The sequence below is a fragment of the Haloferax sp. DFSO60 genome (genome assembly GCF_046557615.1).
In the GTDB taxonomy this organism is placed as follows: Archaea; Halobacteriota; Halobacteria; order Halobacteriales; family Haloferacaceae; genus Haloferax.
The window spans coordinates 56197-80770 of record NZ_JBKIII010000001.1 but is presented as its reverse complement, the minus strand read 5'-3'; the positions used below and the strand labels follow the sequence as shown (position 1 = coordinate 80770).

26 protein-coding genes and 1 tRNA gene are annotated in these 24574 nt (G+C 57.1%); 10 read left to right on the top strand and 17 right to left on the bottom strand.

Annotated features, from left to right (window positions below; all coding sequences use genetic code 11):
* Window positions 1–54: 54 nt before the first annotated feature.
* Entirely contained in the window at window positions 55–690 is a 636-nt protein-coding gene (locus tag ACK509_RS00355) for a fibrillarin-like rRNA/tRNA 2'-O-methyltransferase (protein WP_410764463.1), read from the bottom strand.
* Window positions 687–1538, bottom strand: a complete 852-nt coding sequence (locus tag ACK509_RS00350; RefSeq protein WP_410764462.1) for an NOP5/NOP56 family protein — start codon at window positions 1536–1538, stop codon at window positions 687–689. Before ACK509_RS00350 ends, ACK509_RS00355 begins: the two co-directional genes overlap by 4 nt.
* Before the next feature lie 241 nt (window positions 1539–1779).
* Here ACK509_RS00350 and ACK509_RS00345 point away from each other — a divergent pair, with 241 nt between their 5' ends.
* The 7 genes from ACK509_RS00345 to ACK509_RS00315 all read left to right on the top strand — a co-directional run bounded on the left by ACK509_RS00345 (window position 1780) and on the right by ACK509_RS00315 (window position 6058).
* Window positions 1780–2202 carry a hypothetical protein gene (locus tag ACK509_RS00345; RefSeq protein WP_410764461.1) on the top strand — a complete coding sequence of 141 codons (423 nt, stop codon included), beginning with the start codon at window positions 1780–1782 and terminating at the stop codon, window positions 2200–2202.
* A 45-nt stretch (window positions 2203–2247) separates the two neighbouring features.
* On the top strand, window positions 2248–2676 hold the full coding sequence (locus tag ACK509_RS00340; RefSeq protein ID WP_410764460.1) for a hypothetical protein: 429 nt from the start codon (window positions 2248–2250) through the stop codon (window positions 2674–2676).
* A gap of 70 nt (window positions 2677–2746) precedes the next feature.
* On the top strand, window positions 2747–3397 hold the full coding sequence (locus tag ACK509_RS00335; protein ID WP_410764459.1) for a DUF6517 family protein: 651 nt from the start codon (window positions 2747–2749) through the stop codon (window positions 3395–3397).
* Window positions 3398–3439: 42 nt separating this feature from the next.
* Window positions 3440–3595, top strand: coding sequence for a hypothetical protein (locus ACK509_RS00330; protein WP_410764458.1), 156 nt, complete (start codon window positions 3440–3442; stop codon window positions 3593–3595).
* A complete protein-coding gene (corA, locus tag ACK509_RS00325) occupies window positions 3592–4575 on the top strand; it encodes a magnesium/cobalt transporter CorA (RefSeq protein WP_410764457.1) in 984 nt (327 codons plus the stop codon). The genes ACK509_RS00330 and corA overlap by 4 nt, the downstream gene beginning before the upstream one ends.
* Window positions 4576–4790: 215 nt before the next feature.
* Entirely contained in the window at window positions 4791–5789 is a 999-nt protein-coding gene (locus ACK509_RS00320) for a transcription initiation factor IIB (protein ID WP_410764456.1), read from the top strand.
* Window positions 5790–5878: 89 nt separating this feature from the next.
* On the top strand, window positions 5879–6058 hold the full coding sequence (locus ACK509_RS00315; protein WP_410764455.1) for a hypothetical protein: 180 nt from the start codon (window positions 5879–5881) through the stop codon (window positions 6056–6058).
* Between the two features lie 23 nt (window positions 6059–6081).
* Here ACK509_RS00315 and ACK509_RS00310 read toward each other — a convergent pair whose 3' ends face one another.
* Window positions 6082–6489 (bottom strand): translation initiation factor IF-2 subunit beta, encoded by a 408-nt coding sequence (locus tag ACK509_RS00310; protein WP_410764454.1) that lies wholly within the window; start codon window positions 6487–6489, stop codon window positions 6082–6084.
* A gap of 271 nt (window positions 6490–6760) precedes the next feature.
* Here ACK509_RS00310 and ACK509_RS00305 point away from each other — a divergent pair, with 271 nt between their 5' ends.
* A complete protein-coding gene (locus ACK509_RS00305; protein WP_410764453.1) occupies window positions 6761–6997 on the top strand; it encodes a UPF0058 family protein in 237 nt (78 codons plus the stop codon).
* Window positions 6998–7101: 104 nt separating this feature from the next.
* Here the strand turns inward: ACK509_RS00305 and ACK509_RS00300 are convergent, their stop codons facing one another.
* From ACK509_RS00300 to malQ, 5 genes are all read right to left on the bottom strand, one after another.
* Entirely contained in the window at window positions 7102–7494 is a 393-nt protein-coding gene (locus ACK509_RS00300; RefSeq protein WP_410764452.1) for a DUF555 domain-containing protein, read from the bottom strand.
* 76 nt (window positions 7495–7570) lie between these two features.
* Window positions 7571–8485 (bottom strand): DNA-3-methyladenine glycosylase family protein, encoded by a 915-nt coding sequence (locus ACK509_RS00295; RefSeq protein ID WP_410764451.1) that lies wholly within the window; start codon window positions 8483–8485, stop codon window positions 7571–7573.
* 272 nt (window positions 8486–8757) lie between these two features.
* Window positions 8758–9708: a mechanosensitive ion channel family protein gene (locus ACK509_RS00290; protein ID WP_410764450.1), complete on the bottom strand. Its 951-nt coding sequence runs from the start codon at window positions 9706–9708 to the stop codon at window positions 8758–8760.
* A 58-nt stretch (window positions 9709–9766) separates the two neighbouring features.
* On the bottom strand, window positions 9767–10162 hold the full coding sequence (locus ACK509_RS00285) for a spore germination protein GerW family protein (RefSeq protein ID WP_410764448.1): 396 nt from the start codon (window positions 10160–10162) through the stop codon (window positions 9767–9769).
* Between the two features lie 74 nt (window positions 10163–10236).
* A complete protein-coding gene (malQ, locus tag ACK509_RS00280; RefSeq protein ID WP_410764447.1) occupies window positions 10237–11748 on the bottom strand; it encodes a 4-alpha-glucanotransferase in 1512 nt (503 codons plus the stop codon).
* Window positions 11749–11877: 129 nt separating this feature from the next.
* Here malQ and thrS point away from each other — a divergent pair, with 129 nt between their 5' ends.
* Window positions 11878–13806, top strand: a complete 1929-nt coding sequence (gene thrS, locus ACK509_RS00275; RefSeq protein WP_410764446.1) for a threonine--tRNA ligase — start codon at window positions 11878–11880, stop codon at window positions 13804–13806.
* 30 nt (window positions 13807–13836) lie between these two features.
* Here thrS and ACK509_RS00270 read toward each other — a convergent pair whose 3' ends face one another.
* The 5 genes from ACK509_RS00270 to ACK509_RS00250 all read right to left on the bottom strand — a co-directional run bounded on the left by ACK509_RS00270 (window position 13837) and on the right by ACK509_RS00250 (window position 18553).
* Window positions 13837–15267 (bottom strand): alpha/beta hydrolase, encoded by a 1431-nt coding sequence (locus ACK509_RS00270; protein ID WP_410764445.1) that lies wholly within the window; start codon window positions 15265–15267, stop codon window positions 13837–13839.
* Between the two features lie 118 nt (window positions 15268–15385).
* Window positions 15386–15877, bottom strand: coding sequence for a pyridoxamine 5'-phosphate oxidase family protein (locus ACK509_RS00265; RefSeq protein ID WP_410764444.1), 492 nt, complete (start codon window positions 15875–15877; stop codon window positions 15386–15388).
* 45 nt (window positions 15878–15922) lie between these two features.
* A complete protein-coding gene (locus ACK509_RS00260; RefSeq protein WP_410764443.1) occupies window positions 15923–16780 on the bottom strand; it encodes a hypothetical protein in 858 nt (285 codons plus the stop codon).
* Between the two features lie 165 nt (window positions 16781–16945).
* Entirely contained in the window at window positions 16946–18253 is a 1308-nt protein-coding gene (locus ACK509_RS00255) for an MFS transporter (protein WP_410764442.1), read from the bottom strand.
* 63 nt (window positions 18254–18316) lie between these two features.
* Window positions 18317–18553, bottom strand: coding sequence for a hypothetical protein (locus ACK509_RS00250; protein ID WP_410764441.1), 237 nt, complete (start codon window positions 18551–18553; stop codon window positions 18317–18319).
* A gap of 197 nt (window positions 18554–18750) precedes the next feature.
* On the opposite strand from ACK509_RS00250, the gene ACK509_RS00245 reads away from it, so the two are divergent.
* Window positions 18751–19776, top strand: coding sequence for a tyrosine-type recombinase/integrase (locus tag ACK509_RS00245; protein WP_410764440.1), 1026 nt, complete (start codon window positions 18751–18753; stop codon window positions 19774–19776).
* A 335-nt stretch (window positions 19777–20111) separates the two neighbouring features.
* Here ACK509_RS00245 and ACK509_RS00240 read toward each other — a convergent pair whose 3' ends face one another.
* From ACK509_RS00240 to ACK509_RS00225, 4 genes are all read right to left on the bottom strand, one after another.
* Window positions 20112–20660: a hypothetical protein gene (locus ACK509_RS00240; RefSeq protein WP_410764438.1), complete on the bottom strand. Its 549-nt coding sequence runs from the start codon at window positions 20658–20660 to the stop codon at window positions 20112–20114.
* Between the two features lie 322 nt (window positions 20661–20982).
* Window positions 20983–22908: a hypothetical protein gene (locus ACK509_RS00235; protein ID WP_410764437.1), complete on the bottom strand. Its 1926-nt coding sequence runs from the start codon at window positions 22906–22908 to the stop codon at window positions 20983–20985.
* Window positions 22909–23351: 443 nt separating this feature from the next.
* A complete protein-coding gene (locus tag ACK509_RS00230) occupies window positions 23352–24032 on the bottom strand; it encodes a CARDB domain-containing protein (protein ID WP_410764436.1) in 681 nt (226 codons plus the stop codon).
* A gap of 393 nt (window positions 24033–24425) precedes the next feature.
* Window positions 24426–24499, bottom strand: a tRNA-Lys gene (locus tag ACK509_RS00225).
* Between the last annotated feature and the right edge of the window lie 75 nt (window positions 24500–24574).

The following is a 24574-nucleotide window of genomic DNA, read 5'->3' as shown; positions in this document are numbered from 1 at the left end:
GTGAAGACGGCGAGGGAGTATGTAACTCAGTCGATGTTTTCGGAGTGGTTTTGGTTACTTCGGGCGGGCGACGATACCCAAGTGATCGGTGTGGAACCGGTCGAGGCGGGTGGTTTCGAGGACTTCGTAGCTCGATTCGAGCGATTCGAGAACGTCTTCGAAGACGTCGTCGGGGTCGGCGGTCACATCCTCACTTCGGGCTTTGACCGCCATCAACAGCCGACCATCGTCGGCGAGGAACTGCCGATTTCGGTTCGCAACGTCGGCTTGGCCGCGGGTTGCAACGTCCATGACGATACAATCCACGTCGGCTTCGACGACGTGTGCGTACGATTCGGGGTCGCGGGCGTCTTTCAGGAGCGGAAAGAGGTTGTCTCGTGCTTCGGCGACGCCAACGAGGTCACGAACGGGGCGCGGGGCGAATTCGACGGCGTAGGTCGGTCCCGAAAAGTCCGCGACGTGCGAGACGGTCGTCCCCGACGCGGCACCGAGATAGAGAACGGTTTCGCCGCCTTCGAGACTGGTATCCATCCCGAGTTCGAGCATCGCACCCAGCTTCGAGCGACCGGCGTCCCAGACGCGCCAGCCGTCTTTCGTGGGTTCGCCGTAGACCGTTTCACCCTGCGTGGCGAGGCGCTCTTGGCCGTCGAAAGAGCGGCGTTCGACGCCAGTTGGGAGGTCGTCGCTCATTGGTCGTCCTCCGTGTTGTCGTCCTCGGCGCGGGCGCGAATCGCGTCCATTCGTTTGGCGAGTTCTTCGTGCAGTACGGGCCGGTAGTCACCCGAATAGTGGTCTACACGTGCTGCGAGCGAGAGTTTCCCGGCGAGAGCGCGCGCCGCAGACCCACGGTCAGATGGGCGGGTTCCGCGAACGAACTCGTGGGTGAAGATGACGCCGTGCTTTGGCGACGAGGCGTGCCCGCGAAGGTGAGCGAAGAGCGCATCTTCGGCACCGAGGACTTGGACGGTTCCGCTCGGCACCTTTGCGAGGCGTTCGAGACTACCCGCGAGTGAGATGAGGCGCGCGGTGAGGACCGGTCCGGCCATCTCGGAGAGGTTGGGTGCGACGGTTGGAGCGCGTTCTTCGATGAACGTCCGCAGGTCGTCGCGTTCGTCGAGGAGGTCTACGGCGCGAGTCGCGTAGGAGACGACACGCTCTTCGGGGGCCGTCTCAGGCGTCCGTGCGGAGATATCGCGGACACCATCGAGCCCGCGTGGCACGTCTTCGTAGAGCGTTCCGGCCCATTCGACCACGCGCTCGGCGAGTTCGTTGGCTGTCCGTTCGGCGTCGTCCATCGCGCGAACTGCGTGGGCGAGTTGCTTGTCGTCGGCGCGTTCTCGTTCGGCGACGGCCTCACGCGCGGCAGTCAGCGTTGCCTCGCGGAGTTTCGCGTAGTAGTCGGTGTCGTCGTCGGCAAACCCGGTTTCGACGGCGACAGCGGGCCAGTCCTCAGGGGCGTCCGCACGCCCCTCTCGAACTCGCGTCGCGCCAGTCGTTGGGTCCGATGGGTCCGCCCCGACGAACCATGCGTCAGTCATGCTGACGGGTTGCGGCCGATTCGGGTAAAAAGAATCGGACTGGCGGACGAATGGTTAGAAAATGTGGTTTATGGTAACGTTTAACACGCATCATGTCTAAACATTGGTCGATGGAACGGGCATCGTACATTTGTTGTGACTGTCAGGCGACGGTCAGCCCCGGTGCATACCGAGCAACCTGTCCGGACTGTAACGGCAAACTCCGTCCCGATTCGGTGACGAACCGACGTCGGGTCGCTGAGTGAACGAACGGCCGGGTTCGCCACATCCGACAGTAATCCGTTCGCTTGCAGTAACGACTGACGACCTCGTTTCGGCGCTCGAAGCGACACAGCGTGCCGGACGCCCAGTCGTACTCCGTGTGACACCGCCGTTCACCGGACGGATGCGAGCGCGAATCCACATCGCCGGTGGCGAGTCCAAAGATTACGCAGACCCCACACCACTCCACTTCGAGCCGATGCTCTTTCTCGACGAAGGCGCTCCGTCGTACCCTGAAGTGGACGAGACTCGGCCCGACCCCTACGACGTCGAGGTGCATCACGACCAACATAGGCAGGCGGTTGCCGCATGGCGAGACGCGATTCGGTCGTTCTTTCGAACGTCGGTCTTCATCCAAACACCGGATGGCCCGCACGAAGTCAGTGTGAAGTATCTCGGCTGAGTTCGGAGCGAACGACTTTTTCGGCGACGGTGTGACGATGCAGGTATGAGTACCGACGAGTACCGGCGTGGCCGGGCAGTCGAGCGTGAACGCGCCAAAAAACGCGCCAACATCTCCGGACAGTATCGAGGTGTACTGCCGACGCTGTACGTGATTGGTCTCGTGTTGTTCGCCGTCGTCTCGCTCTTTCTCGGCCCCGAACCAGCGTTCATGGTCGTTTTCGTCAGCCACCTCTTCTACGCCGGTCTCATCCGTGCCGACATCAAATCGCTCCGTCGACAGGGCGTGAAATGGGGTGCCTCCCGTCACCTCTGGTTCGGCGCCGCGTTCGCGCTTCCGTTCGTCGTACCGGTCTACTACCTGTACAGTCGTCGTGTCATTCGCCGCGAGAACGACGCTCGGGCGAGTGTACCCGAGGAATTTGCCGAGAGCGACCCAGACCAAGCGAGCGACGAAGAACTGGAAGCTGAGTGATTGACGCCGGCGTTTTGTGGTTCACGTGAAAGCCACCGAACTTATACTAACAGACGAGAGAAATCGCGCTATGTCTTCGAAACACCTTGTTGCGACCTTCGCTGTCATTGCGCTCGTCGTGACGAGTGGCTGTCTCGGTGTCCTCACCGGCGACGAGGCACTCTCGTTCGAGTCGGAACCGGCGGCCACCGACGCGTCGGTTGCGTCGAACGCGGGGTACAGTACGAACGGCACTGAAGAACTCAAAATCAATCGTTCGTTCACTGTCGCAGGCCAAGAGCGTCAGGTCGTCGCCAGTAACCACCTGACCACCTACGAGAAGAAGGTCAACCTCGGTCTCTTCGGCGAGGCCAAACTCGGTGTGTTCAGCGTCATCTCGACGCCCGCCGTCGAAGTCGCCGGACAGACGCTCAACCCCATCGGTGACTACTCCAACGACCAACTCGTCGGACTCGTCAGAAGTCGCTACCAAGGCTTGAATAACGTCGAACAGGTGAGTTCGCGGAACGTCCAGATGCTCGGAGAGACGGCGAACGTGACGAAGTACAGTGCAACCGCACGCGTCGAAGGTGAACAAATCGACGTCTACGTTCACGTGACGAAGATTCGCCACGAAGACGACTTCATCATCGCAATCGGCGTCTACCCACAGCAACTCGATGGCGAGGAAGAGAACATCCTCGAACTGATGCGCTCTGTCGAACACCCCTCGGAAGCCTAACTCGGGGGAGTCTTTTTCACCCCACCGCGGGTCCGTGAGTGCATGACATCCGTCCGGACCGCAGGGATTCTCGTTACGGTCCTCAGCGTGGGTGGCTACGTACTCGGCATCACCGTCGCGTACCCCGGCCGTGCATTTACCGTGACGGCACTCATGATTGGACTCACGCTGTGGGCCGTCGGAGGTGACGCGTCGTGATATCCACACTCGTCTACCGAGAAGGGGAGACAACGACCTACGAGACTGATGCATTGGCGACCGCGCGTGATGCACCCGGAACGACGTGGGTGAACGCCACGGATGAAACTGATTTCGCGGCGGTCGCTGACGCCTTCGGCATTCACCCACTCTCTCTCGAAGACGTTCGAAACGATGCACGGCCCAAAACCGAGGAGTACGACGAGTACACGTTCGTTCTCGTCCGGACCGCGATGCTCAGAAAAGGTGAGCAAGTCTTCGAAGAAGAGGTTCGAACCCGCCCGGTCGGTCTCTGTTTCGGCGACGATTGGCTCGTAACGCTCACCCGGACCGATATCCCCGCGGTGAACAGCGTGTGGAGTGCAATCGAGCGGAAGGAACCGCGACTACTCAGGTTCGGCCCGGATTTCACCGCCTCACGGGTCATCGACCGCATCGTGGACAACTACTTCCAACTGCTCGACGAGGTTGGTGAAGAAATCGAGACAATCGAAGAGGGAATCTTCGAAAATCCCGACAGAGACGTATTGCAGGGCCTCAACGCCGTTCGGCGTGACTTGCTGTCGTTCCGAAAGACCGTGTGGCCGACCCGAGAGGCGGCATCGGTACTCGCACGGGGCGACCCCGACTACGTCCGCGAACCGACCGAGAAGTACTACCGGGACGTGTACGACCACCTCGTCGAACTGGTGGACCTCACCGAGACGTACCGCGACCTCGCACGCGGCGCGCGAGATATGTACCTCAACACGCTCTCGCAATCGACCAACGAGGTGATGAAGACGCTCACCGTCGTAGCGACGATTATCCTCCCGCTGACGCTCGTCGTCGGTATCTACGGGATGAACTTTGACCCCGGTGCGTCTGTGTACAACATGCCTGAACTCGGATGGCAGTACGGCTACCTCGCAACGATGCTTGGGATGAGCGCCGTCACTGGTATACTACTTGTCTACTTCCGACGTGAGGGATGGTTGTAAGCCGACGAAAGAGATATAAACCGTCATGTTTTGTTGTATGTTTACCATTCAGCCACCACTGAGGCGACATGAAGTCGCTATCTCTCGATTAATCGGGTGTAATTTGGCAAAAGATTTAAATAGTTTTCGGACTTACTGTTGGTAAGGACCACCAACCTGGGCTTTCCTTTTTTCTTCTCTCACCACGGTTGAGACGGGTCCGTATCACACCCATAATGAGCGACACCACAACCACCCGAACATACAGCAGAGACGCGACGGCCCGAGAGCGACGCGCCCGGCGCACGAAGCGAGAAAAGCAAAAAGAACAGGAACAGGAGGTCTGTCCCGAATGTAGCGGGACGCTCATCCACGACACCGAACACGGTGAGACCGTCTGCGGTGAGTGCGGCCTCGTCGTCGAAGACACTGTGGTCGACCGCGGCCCAGAGTGGCGCGCGTTCGACTCCGCAGAACGAGACAGCAAGTCCCGCGTCGGCGCACCGACGACGAAGATGATGCACGACAAGGGACTTTCGACCAACATCGGCTGGCAGAACAAAGACGCCTACGGCAAGACGCTCTCGCCACGCCAGCGCGAGCAGATGCAACGGCTCCGCACGTGGAACGAGCGCTTCCGTACTCGTGATTCGAAAGAGCGCAACCTGAAGCAGGCACTCGGCGAAATCGACCGGATGGCATCCGCACTCGGCCTCCCCGAGAACGTCCGTGAGACGGCGTCGGTCATCTACCGCCGCGCCCTCAACGACGACCTGCTCCCCGGCCGCTCCATCGAGGGCGTCGCAACGGCGTCACTGTACGCCTCCGCCCGCATGGTCGGTACACCACGTTCCCTCGACGAACTGGAGAAGGTCTCCCGCGTCGATAAGATGGAACTCACCAGAACGTACCGCTACATCGTCCGTGAACTCAAACTCGAAATCAAGCCTGCGGACCCCGAACAGTACGTTCCACGGTTCGCCTCTGAGCTTGGGCTTTCGGACGAAGCAGAACGGCAAGCCCGCACGCTCTTGCGCGATGCGAAAGAGACTGGCGTCCACTCTGGCAAGTCGCCGGTCGGCCTCGCTGCTGCGGCAGTCTACGCCGCGGCCCTACTCACGAACGAGAAGGTCACGCAGAGCCAGGTTTCGAAAGTCGCCGATATCTCGGAAGTGACGATTCGAAATCGGTACAAAGAGCTTCTCGAAGTACAGGACGAAAGCGCGTTCGCGTAATCGTCGGTGGTGGCCGTGGTGGCCGTTTTGTTTTTCGTAGTGTGGGAAGCCGTAACAAGATTTATCGGCTCGCCGAGAGAAATGTGGCTATGGTCGAAGCGTTCGTCCGACTCTTATGTCCCGAATGTGGAAAAGACTGGGAGACGACCCCAAACAACCTCCCGGCGCACCGCGATAACTACTCGTGTCAAAACTGTGGTGCCACACGCCGCACTGCGGAGTTTATGCGAACCGAACGCGACTTGCAGACGCTCAAGCAGTTCGAATAACTGCGCTGCACAACGAGGACTTTTTACACGTCAGGGATGGCCGAGAGCGCACCGCACGCATCGCACTTCAGCTTGGACGTACCCTGTTCGGTCACGAACCGTGTATCCGGTGAGCCACACTCACCACAGAGGACGAACGTCTCGACGTACTCGTCGAGCGCGTCCGCAACGCGTGTTTGCTTGAACGCGCCGGTAAAGCGTGCGCGCCCCGCTTCGTCGATAGAGGCACTCGTTGCGAACTCAGACTGTAAGAAGCTCAGGAGGTGCGAGTCGTCGCGCGCCAATCGGTCGTGCGTTTCAGCGAAGTTTTCGTAGATAGTGACGTTCCCTTCGGGCCGAACGACTGGGTCAGGGACAGAAAATCGACCATCACTTGCCTGGTCATCCGGCGTTTCAGAGACGGCCCTGTCGAGTTGTTCGGAGTAGTCCATACGACTTACAAGGCTCTGGTGGAAATAAAATATTCACGAACGATTGCGCGCGCGCTCGGCGCGCACAACGATTGAGAACTACATACCACTATGAATTGGTCAGTAGATGGGATGTAATTTGCACAAATTTCGCCGGTATTCGGAGAAGATTTGAAGCATTTCGAACAATTAATTTGCCGTCAAACCCCGATAATCGGCCGTTTAAGCGGGTTCCATGCTAACGTGACTCAAGATAATACTATATCCCTCCGTTCTCAAGACTGGGTTGCTCATGAAAAAGCAGGAGCTCATCCACCTGCACGGATTACTTGCAGAAGTACACGGACAGATTGAGGAGTGGGAAGAAAGTGAAATTGAACTCACCGAGTACAATACTCTCGGTGTACGTCCAACATCTATCCACAAATCCAAGACCGATCACAAAGCGGCTGTTTTTAAACTGGCAAAAGGTATCACTGGTTCTATGCGCGAGGCAGAGCCAGAGCCAGTTGCAGCTCAAGCTGACTGAATCGCCGTCCGAGAATCAGTTCTCTCAGACGCTTATCCCCGAGTGACGACGCTCTGTGTCTCGTGAAAGCTACAACCCGTTCGAGCGACGGGTGTGGTGAGTTCTTAGCTGCCTTCGCTGAAATCGTCGAACTCGGACAAGCCCTCTTGTTCGGTCGGTTCTTCGTCTATCGGCGTGACCGAAAGTAGTTTGAGCGGAATGTGTTCGAGTCGTTGGCCAATCTCTTTGCGAGCAATTCGAGTGGCGTGTTCTTCCTGTTCGACGTTGAACACAGTCATCTCTAGTTCGAGAGCGACGAGTGCTTCGTCCGCAGCGATAAACGCGGGAAGCAGTTCCTCACCACCGGGCGTGACGCGGGTCCCCATCCGAATTTCGACGTAGTTGAGGTCAGGATTCAACATATCTCCCGTCTTCGAGATGGCGATTCGAATCGCCTCATCCTCCGTCTCCACATCGTACACCGGGACCGCGGCCTCCACGACGACTCTGCAGTCCATAACCATCGAAAGGTTGTGCCGCAATGCGTATCAACCTTCTTGCCGGGTTCATACACAAAACGGCTTCAAACCGGCTCTAATCCCCACCAGAACGGAGATAATGGAAAACGTACGTTTGGGTGTATCCAGCAATATCGCCGCCGAGTCGCTCACGAATCGCCCGTGAGGTATCCTGGTAGTTGCCGCGGTCGCAGTCGGGGTAATACTCGTCGATTGCGGTGTGAATCCACGTGTCCAGCGGGACGGCCTCGAGATAGTCCAGAGAGAACAAGAGTACACAGTCGGCAACCTTGTCGCCGACGCCGACAAAGCGAGTCAGCGAGTCGCGTGCGTCCTCGTAGTCGAGTCCGCGGGCCTCCGACGGTGTGGCCTTATCAGAAGCGACCATCTCGGCGGTGCGTTGAACGTAGGGTGCGCGGTAGCCAAGTCTCAAGTCGCGCAGGTCATCTTCAGTCGCCTCAGCGAGGCGTTCTGGTGTCGGGTACGCGCGATAAGTTTCGCCATCGAATTCGACCGCTTCGCCGTAGGCCTCGCGGAGTCGCGCTTGCATATCGAAGATACGCGAGACGCGCATCTGCGCCGAGCAGATAAAGGAGATGAGACACCCGAATGGTGGGTCGCGGACGATTCGCATCCCCGGATAGGCCTCGTACGCGCGCTCGACAAGCGGTTCGTCCGGCATGGATTCGACAATCGCATCGAGGTCGTCGTCGAGGCGAAGCAGTGAGCGAAGAATCGGGACGGCATCGGTGTTCGATTTCCATTCGAGTCCCCCATCGACCTGCCGGGCACGAACGACCGCAGAATCGTCTGAGACGCCGTCGATAGGTGGGACAACCGTCTGATACCACGCATCGCCGCCGAACGCGCCGTCTTGGTCGTACATTTGACCGTCGAGACGGTCCCACAGATACGACTGGCCGCTTTCCAACGTCGATTGCAAGTCGAAGTCGCCGTCGATACCGGCGAGGTCGATGACACCCGTCTCCATCGCTTCGACGTTGGCCGGAGGGGATTTGCGGGTTTCGATGGCGAACGCGTGGCCCCACTTACGTTGTTGAGCGATTCTTAAAAACTTTATACAAGGAAATAATAGTTGTGTACGAAGACTGGGAACTGTCGGTTGTGTTTGTTTGTGCCACTGCAACCCAATGAGAACTCCCGTAACTCTTCTCGGTCTTCACCCCCGCTGACCGAGCGACGGTTTGGCGAGGACTCCCCCACTGTCGAAGTTTGTGGTTGGTTCCCGGCCGACCACGGCCCTCACCGACTCCGACCGACGGGGAAACTCACACGGTCTGGATGCTTGGCGAGTTCGGTCAGTACGCGCTCGTAAACCCGGTTTTTCACCTGCTGGCCACCGGTCGGGGGGACGAGTACGCGAAGGCGAAGAACGACCCAAGACTCCTCTTGGGCGATATTGACTGTCGGTCCATTAGTGACGGCGAGGTCGAGCGGAGAGTCAGCGAGTTGCGAACGGTATCGAGCGATAGCCGCACGCATGTCGGCACCGACCTCTTCTTCGGCAATTTCGACGAGTAGTTCACGCGTGAATTCGAGGTCGGTCTCGTAGGCGACTTGGACGGGAACCTCTGCCCAAACGCGATTGAACAGCGCGCCGTGATTGACGATTTCAGACGAGAGGACGAGCGAGTTTGGAACGGTCACGGTTCGGCCAGACGACTGGTTGGACGTGAGGTCGCCGCCGGACTCCCAGAGTGTCGTCACCAGAAAATCGACTTCGGCAACGTCACCCGAAAAGTCGGAGACGCTGATTCTGTCACCGACCGCGAAGGGTCGTTTGATGACGATGTAGACCCAGCCAATGAGCGAGAGAATCGGCTGTTGAAGGGCGAACGTGATGGCGAACCCGATGACGCCGAACGAGACGAGGACGCCGAGCCATTGTTCTGTAAAGGCACCGAGAACGCCCACGAGCGCAACGAGGCCGAGAGTGAGTCGTAAGATGTTGCGGATGTCGTGGGCCCGGCGACGGTCCACGATGCGCGTGATGAACACCGCCATGATGAACCGATAGATACCGTAAGTGACGAGCGCGATAGCGAGCGCCGAGAGCCCTTTCGATACCAACAGGTCGGCATCGGCTATCGGGATTTCGAACGATGCGAGCGGAAGTGTGGCTCGAACGAGTCCACTGAGAACGGCTGCGATAATCCCAGCAGCAAATGCGGCGAGACCCAAACGACGAGACATACCGTCGCCGTCGGGAGGGACGGGCAAAAAGGTGTACTCGCCAGAGGGTGCCGAACACTCACCGCCGGAGCAAGCGTGCGATAGCGAGGCCGAGACCGATACCAACTGCGAGAATTCCCGCAAGACGGGGCGCCTCGTTGAATCTGATGAATTTCGTCTCTTCGGGCGTCACCTCGACGACACCCATCGGCGTGGCGCGTGCGCCGCCACCACCACCGAATCCCTCACCGGCCGTCTCGTCGTCTTCGTCTCCACCTGAGCCACCGCCCATACCCAGACCGTAGGCGACGCGAGCGACTGGAATAACGGTCTTCTCGCCGACGGAGACCGGTGTTCCGTACACCGTGCGCGCATCCGCGCCGACGAGCGATTCGAGCGGCGACAACAGTCGTTCCTCCGGGTGGACGTCGATTTCGTGCGGCCCCGCCGCGGCCGTGTCTCTCTCGGTTGACATCGTGTTGGGTACGCTCGCAACCGAGATAACCCTCGCTGGGAACGCGGTGAAAACGCGAGAGGGTAAAAGAGACGCTAGTTCCGAATGTGGATGTCCGTGTAGCCTGCGAGGCGTTGGGCGATGTCGCTCTCGAAGCCCGCTGGGGTGACGCGCCACTCCCAGTTGCCGTTCTGCGTGCCCGGAGTGTTGAAGCGGGCGTGTGAGTCGAGGCCGAGGAGGTCCTGCATTGTCGTGAATGCGAGGACGGCCGCAGAGTTCCACACCGCGTCGATGATGGACCACTGAATCTCCGAGCCATCGGCCCCGATGTTGTAGTGGAGACAGTCGCGCTGTTCGTCGGGGAGCGACTGGTAGTAACCGACGAAGGTGTCGGTGTCGTGCGTCGAGGTGTAGGCGACGGTGTTCTCCGGATAGTGCATCGGTTGGTACATGTCTCCTTCTTGGCACCAGTTGGCGTATTGGGGAACACGCATGCCGGGGAAGGCGAACTGGTCGCGGAGGTCCACGAGCGAGGGGTCGAGGAAGCCGAGGTCTTCGACGATGAAGGGAAGGTCACCGAATTTTCGCTGGACCGTCTCGAAGAAGTCGTAGCCGGGTGCATCGCGCCATTCACCGTCGGCGGCGCTGTCAGAGGAGGCGTCGATAGCCCAGTACGAGTCGAATCCTTTGAAGTGGTCGATGCGGGTCACGTCCACGAGGTCGAAGAGGCGACGGAGGCGGTCCATCCACCACTCGTAGCCGGTTTCGCGGAGGTGGTCCCAGTCGTAGAGTGGGTTACCCCATCGCTGACCCGAATCGTGTGGGTTCGGCGGGACGCCCGCGACGACAGCGGGTTCGTGGTCTTCGTTCAGGTCGAAGGCTTCCGGTGCGGCCCACACGTCTGCGCTGTCGAGCGCGACGTAGATGGGCAGGTCGCCGACGAGTGTGATTCCCTTCTCGTCGGCGTAGTCGGCGAGGTCTCGCCACTGGAGGTCGAAACAGAACTGGGTGAACTCGCGATAGCGAATCTCCTCGGCGTACTCGTCGCGGACACGTTCGAGGGCATCTTCGTCGCGCACTTTGAGTTCGTGTGGCCAGTCGATCCACGCCTGTTCGTAGTCCTCTTTGAGCGACGCGAAGAGTGCGTAATCTTCGAGCCACGAGGACTCGCGCTCACAGAACTCGTCGAAGGCGGCGCGTTCGTCTTCGGTTGCCGACGATTCGAATCGGTCGAACGCGGTTCGGAGGCGAGCGCGTTTGTACTCACCGACGCGGCCGTACTCGACCGCGTGGTCGTCGAACTCGGGGACCGGTTCGAGGTCGTCTTCGGTGAGCCAACCGCGTGCTTCGAGGTCCGTAAGGTCGATGAGCAGCGGATTGCCAGCGAACGACGACGACGACTGATATGGCGAGTTCGCGTGCGCGGGCGAAGTCGGTCCGAGTGGGCAGAACTGCCACATCGACTGTTCGGCCTCAGTGAGGAAGTCGATAAACGCGCGGGCACCGTCACCGAGGTCACCGATGCCGTGTGGCCCGGGGAGCGACGTGAGGTGCATGAAGACACCACTCTGTCGAGATAATCTCATAACTCGGGGTGCGCGTGCCATCCAATTGGTAGTTTGGGTCCGAACATCGGCGATAGAAACGATAGCACATCGCACGAAAACCGGCGCGAGCGGGCGTCATGTCCGCCCGTGTCAACAACACTTATTCTCCCCCGTCGGTTTCGTGCGCGTATGAGTGATATCGCTGTCATCCTCCCAGACGGAACGGAATTGTCCGTCGAGGAGGGTGCGACGGTGCGAGATGCGGCGTTCGCAATCGGTCCCGGTCTCGGGAAAGACACCGTTGCGGGCGTCGTCGACGGCGACCTCGTGGACAAAGAGACGCCGCTCTCCGACGGCGCGAATCTCGTCATCGTCACCGACCAGTCGGACGAATATCTCGACGTGCTTCGCCACTCGGCGGCCCACGTCTTCGCACAAGCACTCCAGCGCCTCCACCCAGAGGCCAAACTGACCATCGGCCCGTGGACGGACGACGGGTTCTACTACGACGTCACGGACGTCGAACTCGAACAAGAGGACCTGGAGGAAATCGAAGACGAGATGCGCGATATCATCGACGAAGACCTCGATATCGAGCGTACGCTCGTCTCCCGCGAAGAGGCACTCGACAAGTACGCCGACAACGACTACAAGCGCGAAATTCTCGAAACCGAGGCCGCTGACGACGACGAACTCTCGTTCTACCAACAAGGCGAGTTCGAAGACCTCTGTAAGGGCCCGCACGTGGAATCGACCGGCGACATCGGCGCGGTTAAACTCCTCAACATTTCGGCTGCCTACTGGCGCGGCGACGAGGAGAACGACACGCTGACGCGCGTCTACGGGACGGCTTTCGAGTCCGAAAGCGAGTTAGAGGAGTTCCTCGACATGCGCGCCGAGGCCGCCGAACGCGACCACCGGAAACTCGGCCGTGAACTCGACCTGTTCTCGATTCCGAGTGTCACGGGGCCGGGCTTGCCGCTCTACCATCCGAACGGCAAGAAGGTCCTCCACGAACTCGAAACGTACGGGCGCGACCTGAACGGTGACTACGGCTACGACTACGTCGAGACGCCACACCTCTTCCGGACGGAACTCTGGAAGCAGTCAGGTCACTACGACAACTACGTGGACGACATGTTCCTCCTCGACGTGAACGACGAGGAATACGGTCTGAAGCCGATGAACTGCCCGGGTCACGCGACCATCTTCAAGCAAGGGAGCTGGAGTTACCGCGACCTCCCCGTCCGGTACGCCGAGAACGGGAAGGTCTATCGTAAAGAACAGCGCGGCGAACTCTCTGGTCTCTCGCGTGTCTGGGCCTTTACCATCGACGACGGCCACCTGTTCGTCCGCCCCGACCAAATCGAGCAGGAAGTCGAGGACATCATGGAAATCATCCTCGAAGTCCTCGAAACGTTCGACCTCGACTTCGAAGTCGCGCTCGCAACGCGCCCCGAGAAGTCCGTCGGTTCGGACGAGATTTGGGAGCAGGCAGAGTCGCAACTGAAAGCTGTCCTCGAAGACACGGAGATGGACTACTTCGTCGAGGAAGGCGACGGTGCCTTCTACGGCCCGAAAATCGACTTCGCCTTCGAAGACGCCCTCGGTCGCAAGTGGGACGGCCCGACGGTCCAACTCGACTTCAACATGCCCGAGCGCTTCGAACTCTCCTACACGGGAGAAGACAACGAAGAACACCGCCCGGTCATGATTCACCGCGCGCTCTACGGTTCGTTCGAGCGCTTCTTTATGGTCCTCATCGAACACTACAACGGCAAGTTCCCGTTCTGGCTCGCCCCCGAGCAGGTCCGTATCCTCCCGATTTCGGACGACCAACTCGATTACGCCGAATCCATCAAAGAGGAACTCGACGACTTCCGCGTCACCATCGAGGACCGCTCGTGGACGCTCGGTCGGAAGATTCGAGAAGCCCAGACGGACCGCGTCCCGTACATGATTGTCGTCGGCGGCAACGAAGAAGCCGACGGCACCATCTCCGTCCGTGACCGCAAAGAACGCGAGACGCAGGACGTGACGGTCGAAGCGTTCCGAACCCACCTCGAAGCAGAGTCCGGCGAAAAGCGGCCCGAACCGGACTTCCTCGCCGACGAATAACGTCGCGCTCGGGAGTCTCCGAGACGACGCTTACGCCGTGATTCTCTCTTTTTCTCGACTCGCATCGTCCAGTTGTCGTCTGATTTTCCGCTGGACACCGCCAGTTCGAATCATATTCGAGAGGACGCCGAAGTGTCCGCAATTCCACTCGACCTGGTTTCGAGCGGGGACACCCCACTGTTCGAGAAGCGTCCGCGTCGTCGCAACGGGAGCCATCGTGTCTTGCGTGCCGACAAAGGAGAAGACGTGCGAAGGGTCGAGCGCAGGCGTCGCCGGTGGGTTGAGAAGCGGTGCGAACTCGCGTAAGGCTTCGCCGCTCCAACCACCAGCGTCGAGTGCGCTATCGAGACCAAGCATGGGCGTGAGGTGGCTCGAAAGGACGGTCTGAGTAATCGAACCCGGTGCGCCGACAGCGAAGAGTCGGTCGGGACGCATCGAGTCGGGCCAACGGTCACACCATCCGCCGACGTGGAGTGCAATCGTTCCGCCGAGACTGGTTCCGCCGACGCCGACTGCGAGGGCACCTTCTGTTCGCGCCCAATCAGTGAGAACGGCAGTTTCGAGCGCCGCGCCTGCATAGAGCGTGAACATGCCCACGGGCGCGCGGGCGATGTAGGGTTCGCCACTATACAATCCGGGTCGCTCGCGCTGGCCGTGCCACGGGGCATCCGGAAGGATGACACGGAACCCCCGGGGTGCGAGGCTTCGTCCGAGGGCTTCTTCTTCAGGCCAGTAGGCGCTCTGGTCGTTGAACGACCCCCACCCGGAATAGTAGATGAGCGTCGGCAGTGAGTCGCCACCCTCTGCGGGTTCGTAGACCCGTGCAGTGGCCATGTCACCGAAGTGGGCCGAGGGCGACCGGAATCGAAGCAGGTACTCGGTCGTATTCGGGCCACGAACCGTCGCAGAGCGCTCGACTCGCGGGACTCGTTCAGCGGTTCGCATCTCGGAAAACCCATAGAGTCGCTCTGGTTCGGCGAGTTCGTGATGCCAACGCATGCGGGCAGCCTCGACGTCGGGCGTGTCGAACTTCACGGGCGGAACGTAGTGTTCGGTCGTGAGAAATCCGAACACGTCGGTCGGTTTCGAATGCTGCTGTGCGCGTTCGCGTCGTTCGCGTTCGAGTGCGACTCGCTCGTCGGGGAGCGATTCGTAGTCACCCCAGAACACGTCGTCCCACCGGGCCATCGTCCCGTCGTAGGCCTCACGAATGTCTGCGTACTCGGCGAGAGCGTGTGTGATTCGCCGGTCCAAACTCGGTGCGGGGGGAGCACCGACTTCCTTCAAATAGGAGTTCGGGCCAGACCCGAGTGCGACATCTGCGGCGGCGCGGGCACGAGCGACGCCAAATTCGTCGGGCAGTGAGCGCGACTTGTACGATTCGAATACCTGAGTCGAAAACACGCGACCGACCGGGGCACTGAGCAGTCGATGCACGGTGGGTGTTCGGAGGTAGTCCATGCAGTGTGATACGAGTGACACGATAATGACCCTAACCCGGGTGAAAGTGGGCCGTGTGGGACAAATAAATCAAATGGCGCTATATGAAATGGAGTTGCTGGCATCCTACAACTAACGCTCACATAGAGTCGAACGTCCACCGCGTCGCATCGGTCGGAAAGTCCGACCACGCCAGCACTCGCGCGGGGTGAATACGAAAGACGGGCGTTCCGTGTCGAATATCGTACTTCTCCTCGTAGGCGTCGTCGATTCGCTCCAACGTAGATTCGTCTGCCGTCTGCTCGTCGAGCCGTTCGGCGACGCCTTCGAGAATCACCACGTCAGTGCCGCTCTCGCGGTGAACCGTCAGGTGCGAGTTGTGTGCGAGGTTTCGAACCCAGCGCGTGTTCTCACCGCCACCGCAGTGGAACGCGCCATCGACCCAGACACCCCACACCGGCCGGGCGTGCGGATTTCCGTCGGGTCGAGTGGTCGAAATCCAGAACACACGGTCCTCGGCGAATGCATCTTCGACGATGGACCACGAGAGCAGTCCGTCTTTGTTGGTCGGGATGCCGTAACTCGATTCTGTGACGGGGCGGTCACGTGAAGAAGCGTCGTGGGCAGTCATAGCACCGATAGGGGTGCGATGTGCTTAACTCCGAAGTAGCACCCCTCAGTAGGTCGGTGAGGGTTCACGAGACGCCACGAATCGGCGAAGTCGTCCCCGAGTGTTTTTGCGGAGATATCGGACGACGTTCCGGCCTGTCGGAATCTTGTAGAGTGTCCCGAGTTCGTCGGGTGCGGCTATCGCTTCACGCTGTTTGGTGACTGTCCGAACCCCGGGCAGGAGCATTCGCTCTGCGGTATAGCACGCTTGCTGTCGAATCTCTTGCCACGTCTCCAACCCACTGATGTCGATGGTTTTCAGTTCGACAATCTCCCCACCGTCGAGCGTCTCGGTGAGTCGCTGGAGTGTGATTCCCATCTCGTCTTCGTCGTTGAGAAACTCCCAAAAACCACCAACCTGCCCGCGATACGTGCGAATATCGCCCAGATGGTAGCTGAGGACACCGTACGTTGGCGCATCGAGAACGTCGCCCTTCAGCATCCCAAAGCCAAATCGGATGGCGACATCGGTGGTGCCAACCTCGTCGACGACCCCATCCGGAAGGACGTTCCAGTAGGTGTCTTTCTTCGTTGGGTGACAGTAGATCTTTGTCGCACTCGAAACTCCGTCGAGCGATTCGATGTGAACTGGCTCCGTGTGCCGGGGGGTGGGCTGAAGTGTCCTGGCGATTCCGACGAGCGACCAAAGCGGGTATTGTCGGATTTGGTCGAAGGCATCACGGATGAACATCGTCTGTGTTCGCTCCGGTGAGAGGACGCGCACCTCGTTGTTGACGACGACGTGTGTGACTTCGATGTCGGGTTCTGCGACGAGCGAGGCGAGGGCGTTCCACTGCCAGCGCTCGACGAACTCTTCGTCGAGGAGGAGGGCGACGCGAAGAGTGTTCTGAGGAGGACCAGTCATTATTATTACCCTTTGTTCCGGATTTGTTTGACGACGATAGTCGGGAATATCTGACTTACTGGGCGATTTTGAGTATTCATAGAACGATAGTACGGACCCAACTAATGTAAAGTTGACATATATCGACTTGCGAGAATAGCAGTAATCAGATAGAGAACAGTTTACTTACCATTCGGTCAAGGCACCCGACCCGTGAGAGTACACGAGTACGCCCAAGAAGGTGAGTACGCCAGTGATAGCTGCGCCGCCGCCGATGAAGAACACCCACTCCATGCCCACGTCGGCCATCAGGTAGCCGCCGAGAAGTGGGGCGACGACACTCCCAGGTCGCCACAGGAGTTCACGGATGCCGAAACTGCTGGCGACGCCCGCACCACCAGTTCCTTCGTCCGCGAAGAGCGCCATACTCGCTGGTTCGCGGAAGCTATCGGCGATGCCGAGGAGACCGGAGAGCGCGAGGAGCGGAAGAAATGCAGGTGAAAGCGGTCCGAGAACCGGGAAGCGTGCGGGGAGGGCAAGTGCCTCACCGATAGCGGGCGAGAAGGGAACCGCGAGCGCGATGAGGCCGTAGAGACCGCCGCCGAGGAAGACGAACAGCGCGCGACCGGACTGGTCTGAGATACGGCCGGTGTGAGGCTGAAAGAGCATATTCGTGAACTTCTCGGCGATGACGGTTGCGGCGACGGCGATACCGCTGTAGGCGAGTCCACCCGATGCCGCGGAGACACCGGCGTAAATCGGCACCCACGTTCTGACGAGCGTCACCGCGACGGCGTACTGCACGCGAAACGTCGCAATCGTCATGATGCGTTCGTTGAGCGCGAGATTCGTGAAGGGAAAGCCGTGAATCGTCGTCTCGTCCGGCGGAAGCAGCACCCAGATAGCGATGGTTGCAACCGAGAGGAGCGCGACGATGATGACGAAAATCGGCGTGAAACCCAGCGTGTCGTAGAGAATGCCAGCAGCCAGACTCCCGAGAATCGAGGCACCGAACCGAGCGGCGTTGGCTTTACCGATGTGGTTCGCGCGCGTACCGTCACGAGCGAGTTCGCCGACCAGCGCGAGTGACATGAGCCCAGCGCCAGTGACGGCGATACCTTGCGCCGCGCGGGCGAAGATAAACGAGAGACTGGAATCGACGAGTGGAAACGCGGCGTAGACGAGCGCGCCGAGGCCGACCGTCCCGGCGAGGACGAGACGCTTGTCGTATCTGTCGCCCGCCCACGCGAGGGGGACGACGGCGACGGTTTGGGCGAGTGTGAACCCAGTGGTGTACATCCCGATGACGAACCCTTTCGAGAGCGTGAGTCCCCCGAGGACGAGACCGCCGATGGCGAGTTGGGGGAGTACGACGGCTTGTGGGTCGAGTTCGTTGATGTACTTCGGGAGGAGCGTGATGAGCGTGATAAATCCGAACCCGCCTGCGAAGCGAGTGAAATAGAGTGCCCAAAATCTGAGGCGGGGCCGGTCCATACCGGTGATGCGGGCAATCTGCGAAAAGTCGTTTCGAAACAGGACAGCAGTGCAGCGAATTCGTCAGGTTCTCCTGCCGAAGAGCAACTTCGCACCGACGACGAAACTCACGAAGAGGACGAGCAAGAGCGCCGCGCCGAGGACCGTCGCGTTGAACAGCGCCGCAGAATCCGGCGTCAACGAAGACACGATTTTGCCCGTGTCGATGCGACCATCGACGCCCATCGCCAGTCCGACCACGATAGCCACGAACGCGGTGATACTGAACAGGATAAGTTCCGTCCGGTCGGACTGAGGCATGGCCTACTGTCACCCTGTGTATGCTTAAGTACCGATGACTGTCTGAAAAACGAGCGTTTCGACTTGCGGTGTAATTTCGAAAGGGTGGAAGGAAGTGGGCCGGACGCGATTTGAACAACATCTCGCGCCGGATACGCTTCGCGTAGGCGCTCGATGGAACAGAGGCTCGCCGGGAGTGCTGAGCATGAGGCCCAATCATGCGACAACAACAGGAACTCAAACCCATCGAGCCGGGGGAAGCGAAAGAATGGTATCTCGAAAACCGGCGCGGTGAGATTGCCGACGCGACGTATCAAGCGCACAAGTACCGCCTCTCGCCGTTCGTTGAATGGTGCGACGGGGAAGGCATAGACAACCTGAACTACGTCAGCGGTCGGCACTTCCACAAGTACAAGAAATGGCGTCGTGAGAAAGGCGACTGCAAGAAGGTCACGATGGTGACCCAACTGAGTACCCTCAAGGTGTTCATCAAGTTCTGCGAGTCCATTGACGCCGTCCAACAGGGAATGTCGGAATACATCGACCCACCGACAATGAAGAACAAAGAGGACGTGAATGACGACTTCGTTGACGCCGAGACTGCCGAGACAATCCTCCGGTACAATCGGAAGTACAACTACTCCCACAGAGGCCACGTCATCTTTGAACTACTCTGGCACACGGGAATGCGGAACGGCGCACTCCGTTCGCTCGATGTAGGCGACTTCCACCCTGACGACCGCGCTCTCGAAGTACAGCATCGACCAGACGAAGATACGCCGTTGAAGAACGGGAAGGAAGGAGAGCGAGTGGTTTCGCTCAAACCGAAGGTAAACGAGATAGTACAAGACTATGTCGAACATCATCGAATCCCGAAGGAAGACGAATACGGACGTGAACCACTCCTAACGACTCGTCAAGGTCGAATCTCGAAGGGAGCAATCCGAAGTGCGTGCTATCGGGCAACCCGACCGTGCAAATACGGGCTTGGGTGTCCACACGACCGCGACCCCGAGACTTGTGACGCCGCGAACTCCTATCACGCCGCATCGAAGTGTCCATCCTCCCATGCCTCCCACTCACTTCGCAAGGGAGCAATAACCCACGCCCGACGAATGGACATACCCATTGACGCCGTGTCTGAGCGCATGGACGTGAGTGCTGACGTGCTGAAGAAGCACTACGACAAACGGACGAAGAAGCAAGAGATGGAAACGCGACGGGGCTACTTCGACAATATCTAAGGAGAGATTACCCCTCAACGGTTGTTCTTCTCTTCTGAATCGTGTGACCTAACGCATCGAGGCGTGGAAAGAGACACCCGACTCGATGCATCCAAATACGCGGTAAGAACATTGACCGGCGTGTGTGAGCGCGTCTTTGGTAACTCCGTCTGCGAAATTTTCTGTTTTGAGTCTGGATTTTAACGGATGGACTCAGTTTGAATCCACAGGCATAAGAGGCACATATGTCAATTAGTATAGGGTTTGCGCCTGTTCAGAGATATTCGCCACCAAATTCACCAGTACCAGATAGAGAGAAACAGAGCGTATGGAAGGTCAACCAGATTTCGAACAATCTAATTCTTTGAAAACCTCTTAACGCGGTCTTCAAAATTATACTCGTAAATTTTGGTCTTTTTGGAAATATCCTTTGGGGGAGTCGATTCGATAAGTTTGACGTGGCCGACGGAGTGATTGAGTTCGACTGGTTTCATGTAGGGTATGACTTTCGCAGTCCCTCCCATTTCGAGCGAATTGAAACCTGTACGGGAGAGGAATCCGTTGGCTGTTGTTGGGCCAGTGCTTGGGACGATGTTCACGAAGTAATCAACGTACGCAAACTGGTTGGCGAGACGTTCGTGTGTCGATTTAGAGACAAATAGTGAGCCATCTTCGATTACTTCTCGAATGATGTTTGCATAATCAATCATCACCAACTTTTGGTCTTGTGAATACGTAACGTGGGCAATAGTCAAGTCGAATGGATTACCAGACTCTCTCTGCAACCCAACATTAATTGATTTCTGCTTGACTATCCCTGTGGTCGTCTTAAGAGACGCAATCCCTGCAAAACCACCGACAAAGGCCGTCCCAAGACCCCATATGAATTGTCGTCTGGAAGGCATTATTAAATATTTTCAATGAGACAACAAATATATTCTGGCAAAATGGTTGATTCATTGAGCGGGGCCGAGTTGTTCACTCTTCGTGGTTAAATTCATAGAGTCGGTTAGACTGAACAGATTTAGTCAGAAAATGCCTCAATGCTGAGAAATCCTTGTATGTCGGTCGGCTCGTTACCTCGCCGAAAACCGACGCTCTATGTATTCAAATCCCATATTTACGTCAGGTTTTTCCCGAAAGAAGTTCCCACGACTCGATGAATCGAAACACTCCAATCGTTAACTGAGCCATACTATTCCCTCTATATGGCTGGATTAACGATTTTCACGAGAACTCAACAGCCGTCTTCAGTTCCCCTCTCTGATAGCGGTACTCATCAGCACCGTAGTCACCAGTTCCCTCCGAGACAGATGCAACCCCCTGAGTAACCATCTGCTTCAGTGTCTTCCAAGCGGTAGGCCGAGATACATCACACTCGGTTGCGACTTCTTTCTTCGTGACCGACCCTTGAGCCTCCTGAACATACTGCTCAATTTTGCTTCGAGTTTTTGTAACGGAAGTGTACGACTCATCGAGCGTCTTGTCAGTCAGTGAGTCGGGAAGAGCGGCAGACCAGACGTAAACTGTTGCACCTGTCGAATCCGTATCGGGCTTTCGAGCGTAACGGCCCACTGCTTGAGCGAGATTGTTCTCTCGTACTGATGCAAGCGATTGCTGAGCAGAATCAGCATCTTCACCCACGAAGTTCCGTCCGGGGAGTCGAATTGTCTCACCGTCATCATTCACTCCAATTTCAGGGCCAGCATCGAAGCCACAAAGTGCGAGTTGGTCAAGCACGGGGTCGTCACCGGGGTCGATGCAACCGAGTAGAAGACCAACAGATTCGCCTGAGAAGTCGTTCTTGCTCTTGAGATTGCCGTAGTAGAGAACTGTTGTGTCAGAGATTCCAGCATTCTCCATTTTGCGTTCGACTTCAGATTTCAACGCTTTCGTTGTGATACACGTTCTAAAGTCGTCGCCGTGTTTCTCCCTGAGCCACCGGATGATAGCGTCTGCTTTCTTCGATGCACCCTTGGACTTCCACCCTCTGGAATAGGAACGGTCTGCCGCACCGAGTTGGACGACTTCGAGGCCACGTTCTTCCCGTCGCCACTTTTGGCGCTCGTCGAGTGACAGTACGTGAACTGTATCGAGGTCGGGTACAGTATGCTCTCTCCAAAGATGCTCTACGGGGAATGCATCAAGACCAACGACACATCGGGCCTCAGACAGACGTGGACGCTCCTGAACGACGCTCACATCGTCTTTCTCGTTAAGCACGACCGAGAGATTATCATATCTCCCTACGCGACGCTGTCCACTACACACGGTCTGCACCTGAGATAGTGCCAGTCCGAATTTTCGTGTGAGTTTGTGGCTTTCTGAGTGTCCGAACAACTGACTGTCGGTTACTTCTTTATCGAGCGTCTGGCGAACCCGTGACAGGATATTATCGCGCCCACGACGGACTGCGTACATCAAGTCGTTTCTGTTGAGATTGCCATCAGAACGGTCATGGAGAAGGCCATTCAGCGCATCGTTGAGTTGGGTTATCTCTGCTCCAGAGAGATTGTAGGTCGGCTGTTCGTCAAAGATGACGTTAGCATCCTCGGTGAGGTCAGGAACATTCACCAACGGGGCAGTGATGTGGATAACGTCGAAACGGGCTTCTCCATCTCTCCGGATGCCGTTTGGCCACTGCGTTTTCGATGGGCACTCACCACCAGTCGAACATGGCATCTGACGTTTATTCGAGAAATGTTTGTGAGCATCCGAGAACAGGATAGATTCAACATCACACCGCTGGCGGAACCACTCTGAAGGCAGGCTTCCATCTGGAGCAGAAAATTCGCTATCGTAGTCCCCACGCGCGACAGGGCACGTCTCTTCTCTCCCCTTGATGACTTTATACTCAACACCACTCGCCTCTATGCTCCTTTCTACGGCTTCATCTCGTGCATCTCTTGTCTGGTGGACGTGGATGACCGGCTCACCACCAGTTATCTCTGGATACTCGCGCCAAGGTGTCGTTGCAATCAAGTGCGATTTGCCAAGTGAAGTAGGCGCGTCAACGAGTGTGTTCTCTGCTGATTCGAGTGCCGAAAACAAGGTGTGCTTGAGTCGGTCGCGTGCATCACCCGTACTGACTGAATCAGAACAAGCCGCCAATTCGTCGTAGCCGTTGCTAACAGTGATTGTTTCTGCCGTCATAATAGACTAAGAAGACTCTCTGCGGTTTGGTACTCCCTCGATGAAGTGAGTCAGACGATTGGAACAGAATAGTTACGACTGAGAGTGTGGTTCCCGCGAAAAGCCTTCACTCTTACAGACACGGTGTAACGTCAAATAGATACCGAAATTCGAGTGACAGCGTTGAGATAGCGGAGAAAGAAATGGAAAGATAGAGCATGGTTTTCGGTGGTCGAACCCCCGGAGTAGCGATACGACAGGAGGTTTCTAAATCATCATTTTATCTCGAATTTTCTTTATTTACTCTTGTTTAATCCCTCAGAAGATGACAAGAGTGGCGTGCAACATACAGAGCATCAATTCTTTGAGGGCACACCCTTGTGTGATGTAGGACAGTGAGGTGCAATTGATACGTAAACATCTTACAGAGGCTGTGTAGGAGTATTTTTGAGGTTTGGAATTCTTCAGATAGGGCTTTGTGAAGTCATTATTACATCACCTTCAACTTCGATTTTTTCCCAGACCAGACCAGACATGATTTGTGTTGGAACTTCCTCAAAATCACCAGAAATTTTTTTGCCGTTCTCGGAAGTGACAGAAATCTGTTGTTTATACCAATGAATTTCGTCAAAAGTTGCTGCGGTTATGTCCTCAGAGAAGGACATATTCTGAACTTCTCCATCATCAAGGTGATATTCATGTACCATCTCAATGTTTTCTTCCCAACCGTCTTCAGTTGGGAATCGGTAGCGGGGACGAATTGAAGCAGGTATCTGATTTGAAGAGGTATCACTTAGATAATAACGGTAGACTGGAAATGACACTGTATCACCTGGGTTGATTTTAGTGGTCGATGGTCTACCAGTTTCAACCCAATGAGGATTGGTTTTAATGACGTACTTCGTGTCATCCGTAATACCACTCATATACAGAAATGCTCTACAATTCTTCGCGGCACTATTACCGTGATTCTTTACCTGAACCCGATATTCTATCTTTTTATATTTCTCGCCAGTAACAAACTCGGTTGGAGCATTGTGGGTGAACATCAGTCTGGGCTTCTGAAAGAGGCGCCAAGCAACCTGTGCCCCAAAATTAGCCAAGAATCCGCCGAGTGCCCCAATTATGAGTGGGTCGGTTGCCATTTCACTTTTTTAAAAGATTTTCACAGACACTTATACCTATCTCCAAGATTTTGGGTGATTCAAGGTAAAGATAAGCACTCTCTATTCAGCACGATTCTCAAAACCTGTTATCGAAAACACATATAGAAAAGACACGTTGAGTTAGTTCACCCCACTCTGAGCCGACGAGGAACGATTTCAAACAGTCACACCCAAAATGGTCGCAGGTCTATATGCTGATACCATCAGACTACTTCGACTATCAACTAATCGCAAGACAGCGTTGAGTCGCGTTAGTCTCGTGTTGAACTAACACCGGAATTTCGGGTGTTCCAGAAGGTACTAATGGCTATACTGCGTAGATTTGGACGCATCAGCCGCTCTCTGGTGACTGTGATTCCATCGGGAAGGAAGTGGGCCGGACGCGATTTGAACACGCGACCGTCTGATTAAGAGTCAGACGCTCTGCCTAACTGAGCTACCGGCCCTTGCAACTTCTCGTAACTGGTGGTAGGTAAAATGACTTTCCTTTTTGCACGGGGGCGGGAGTGTCCGACACACGC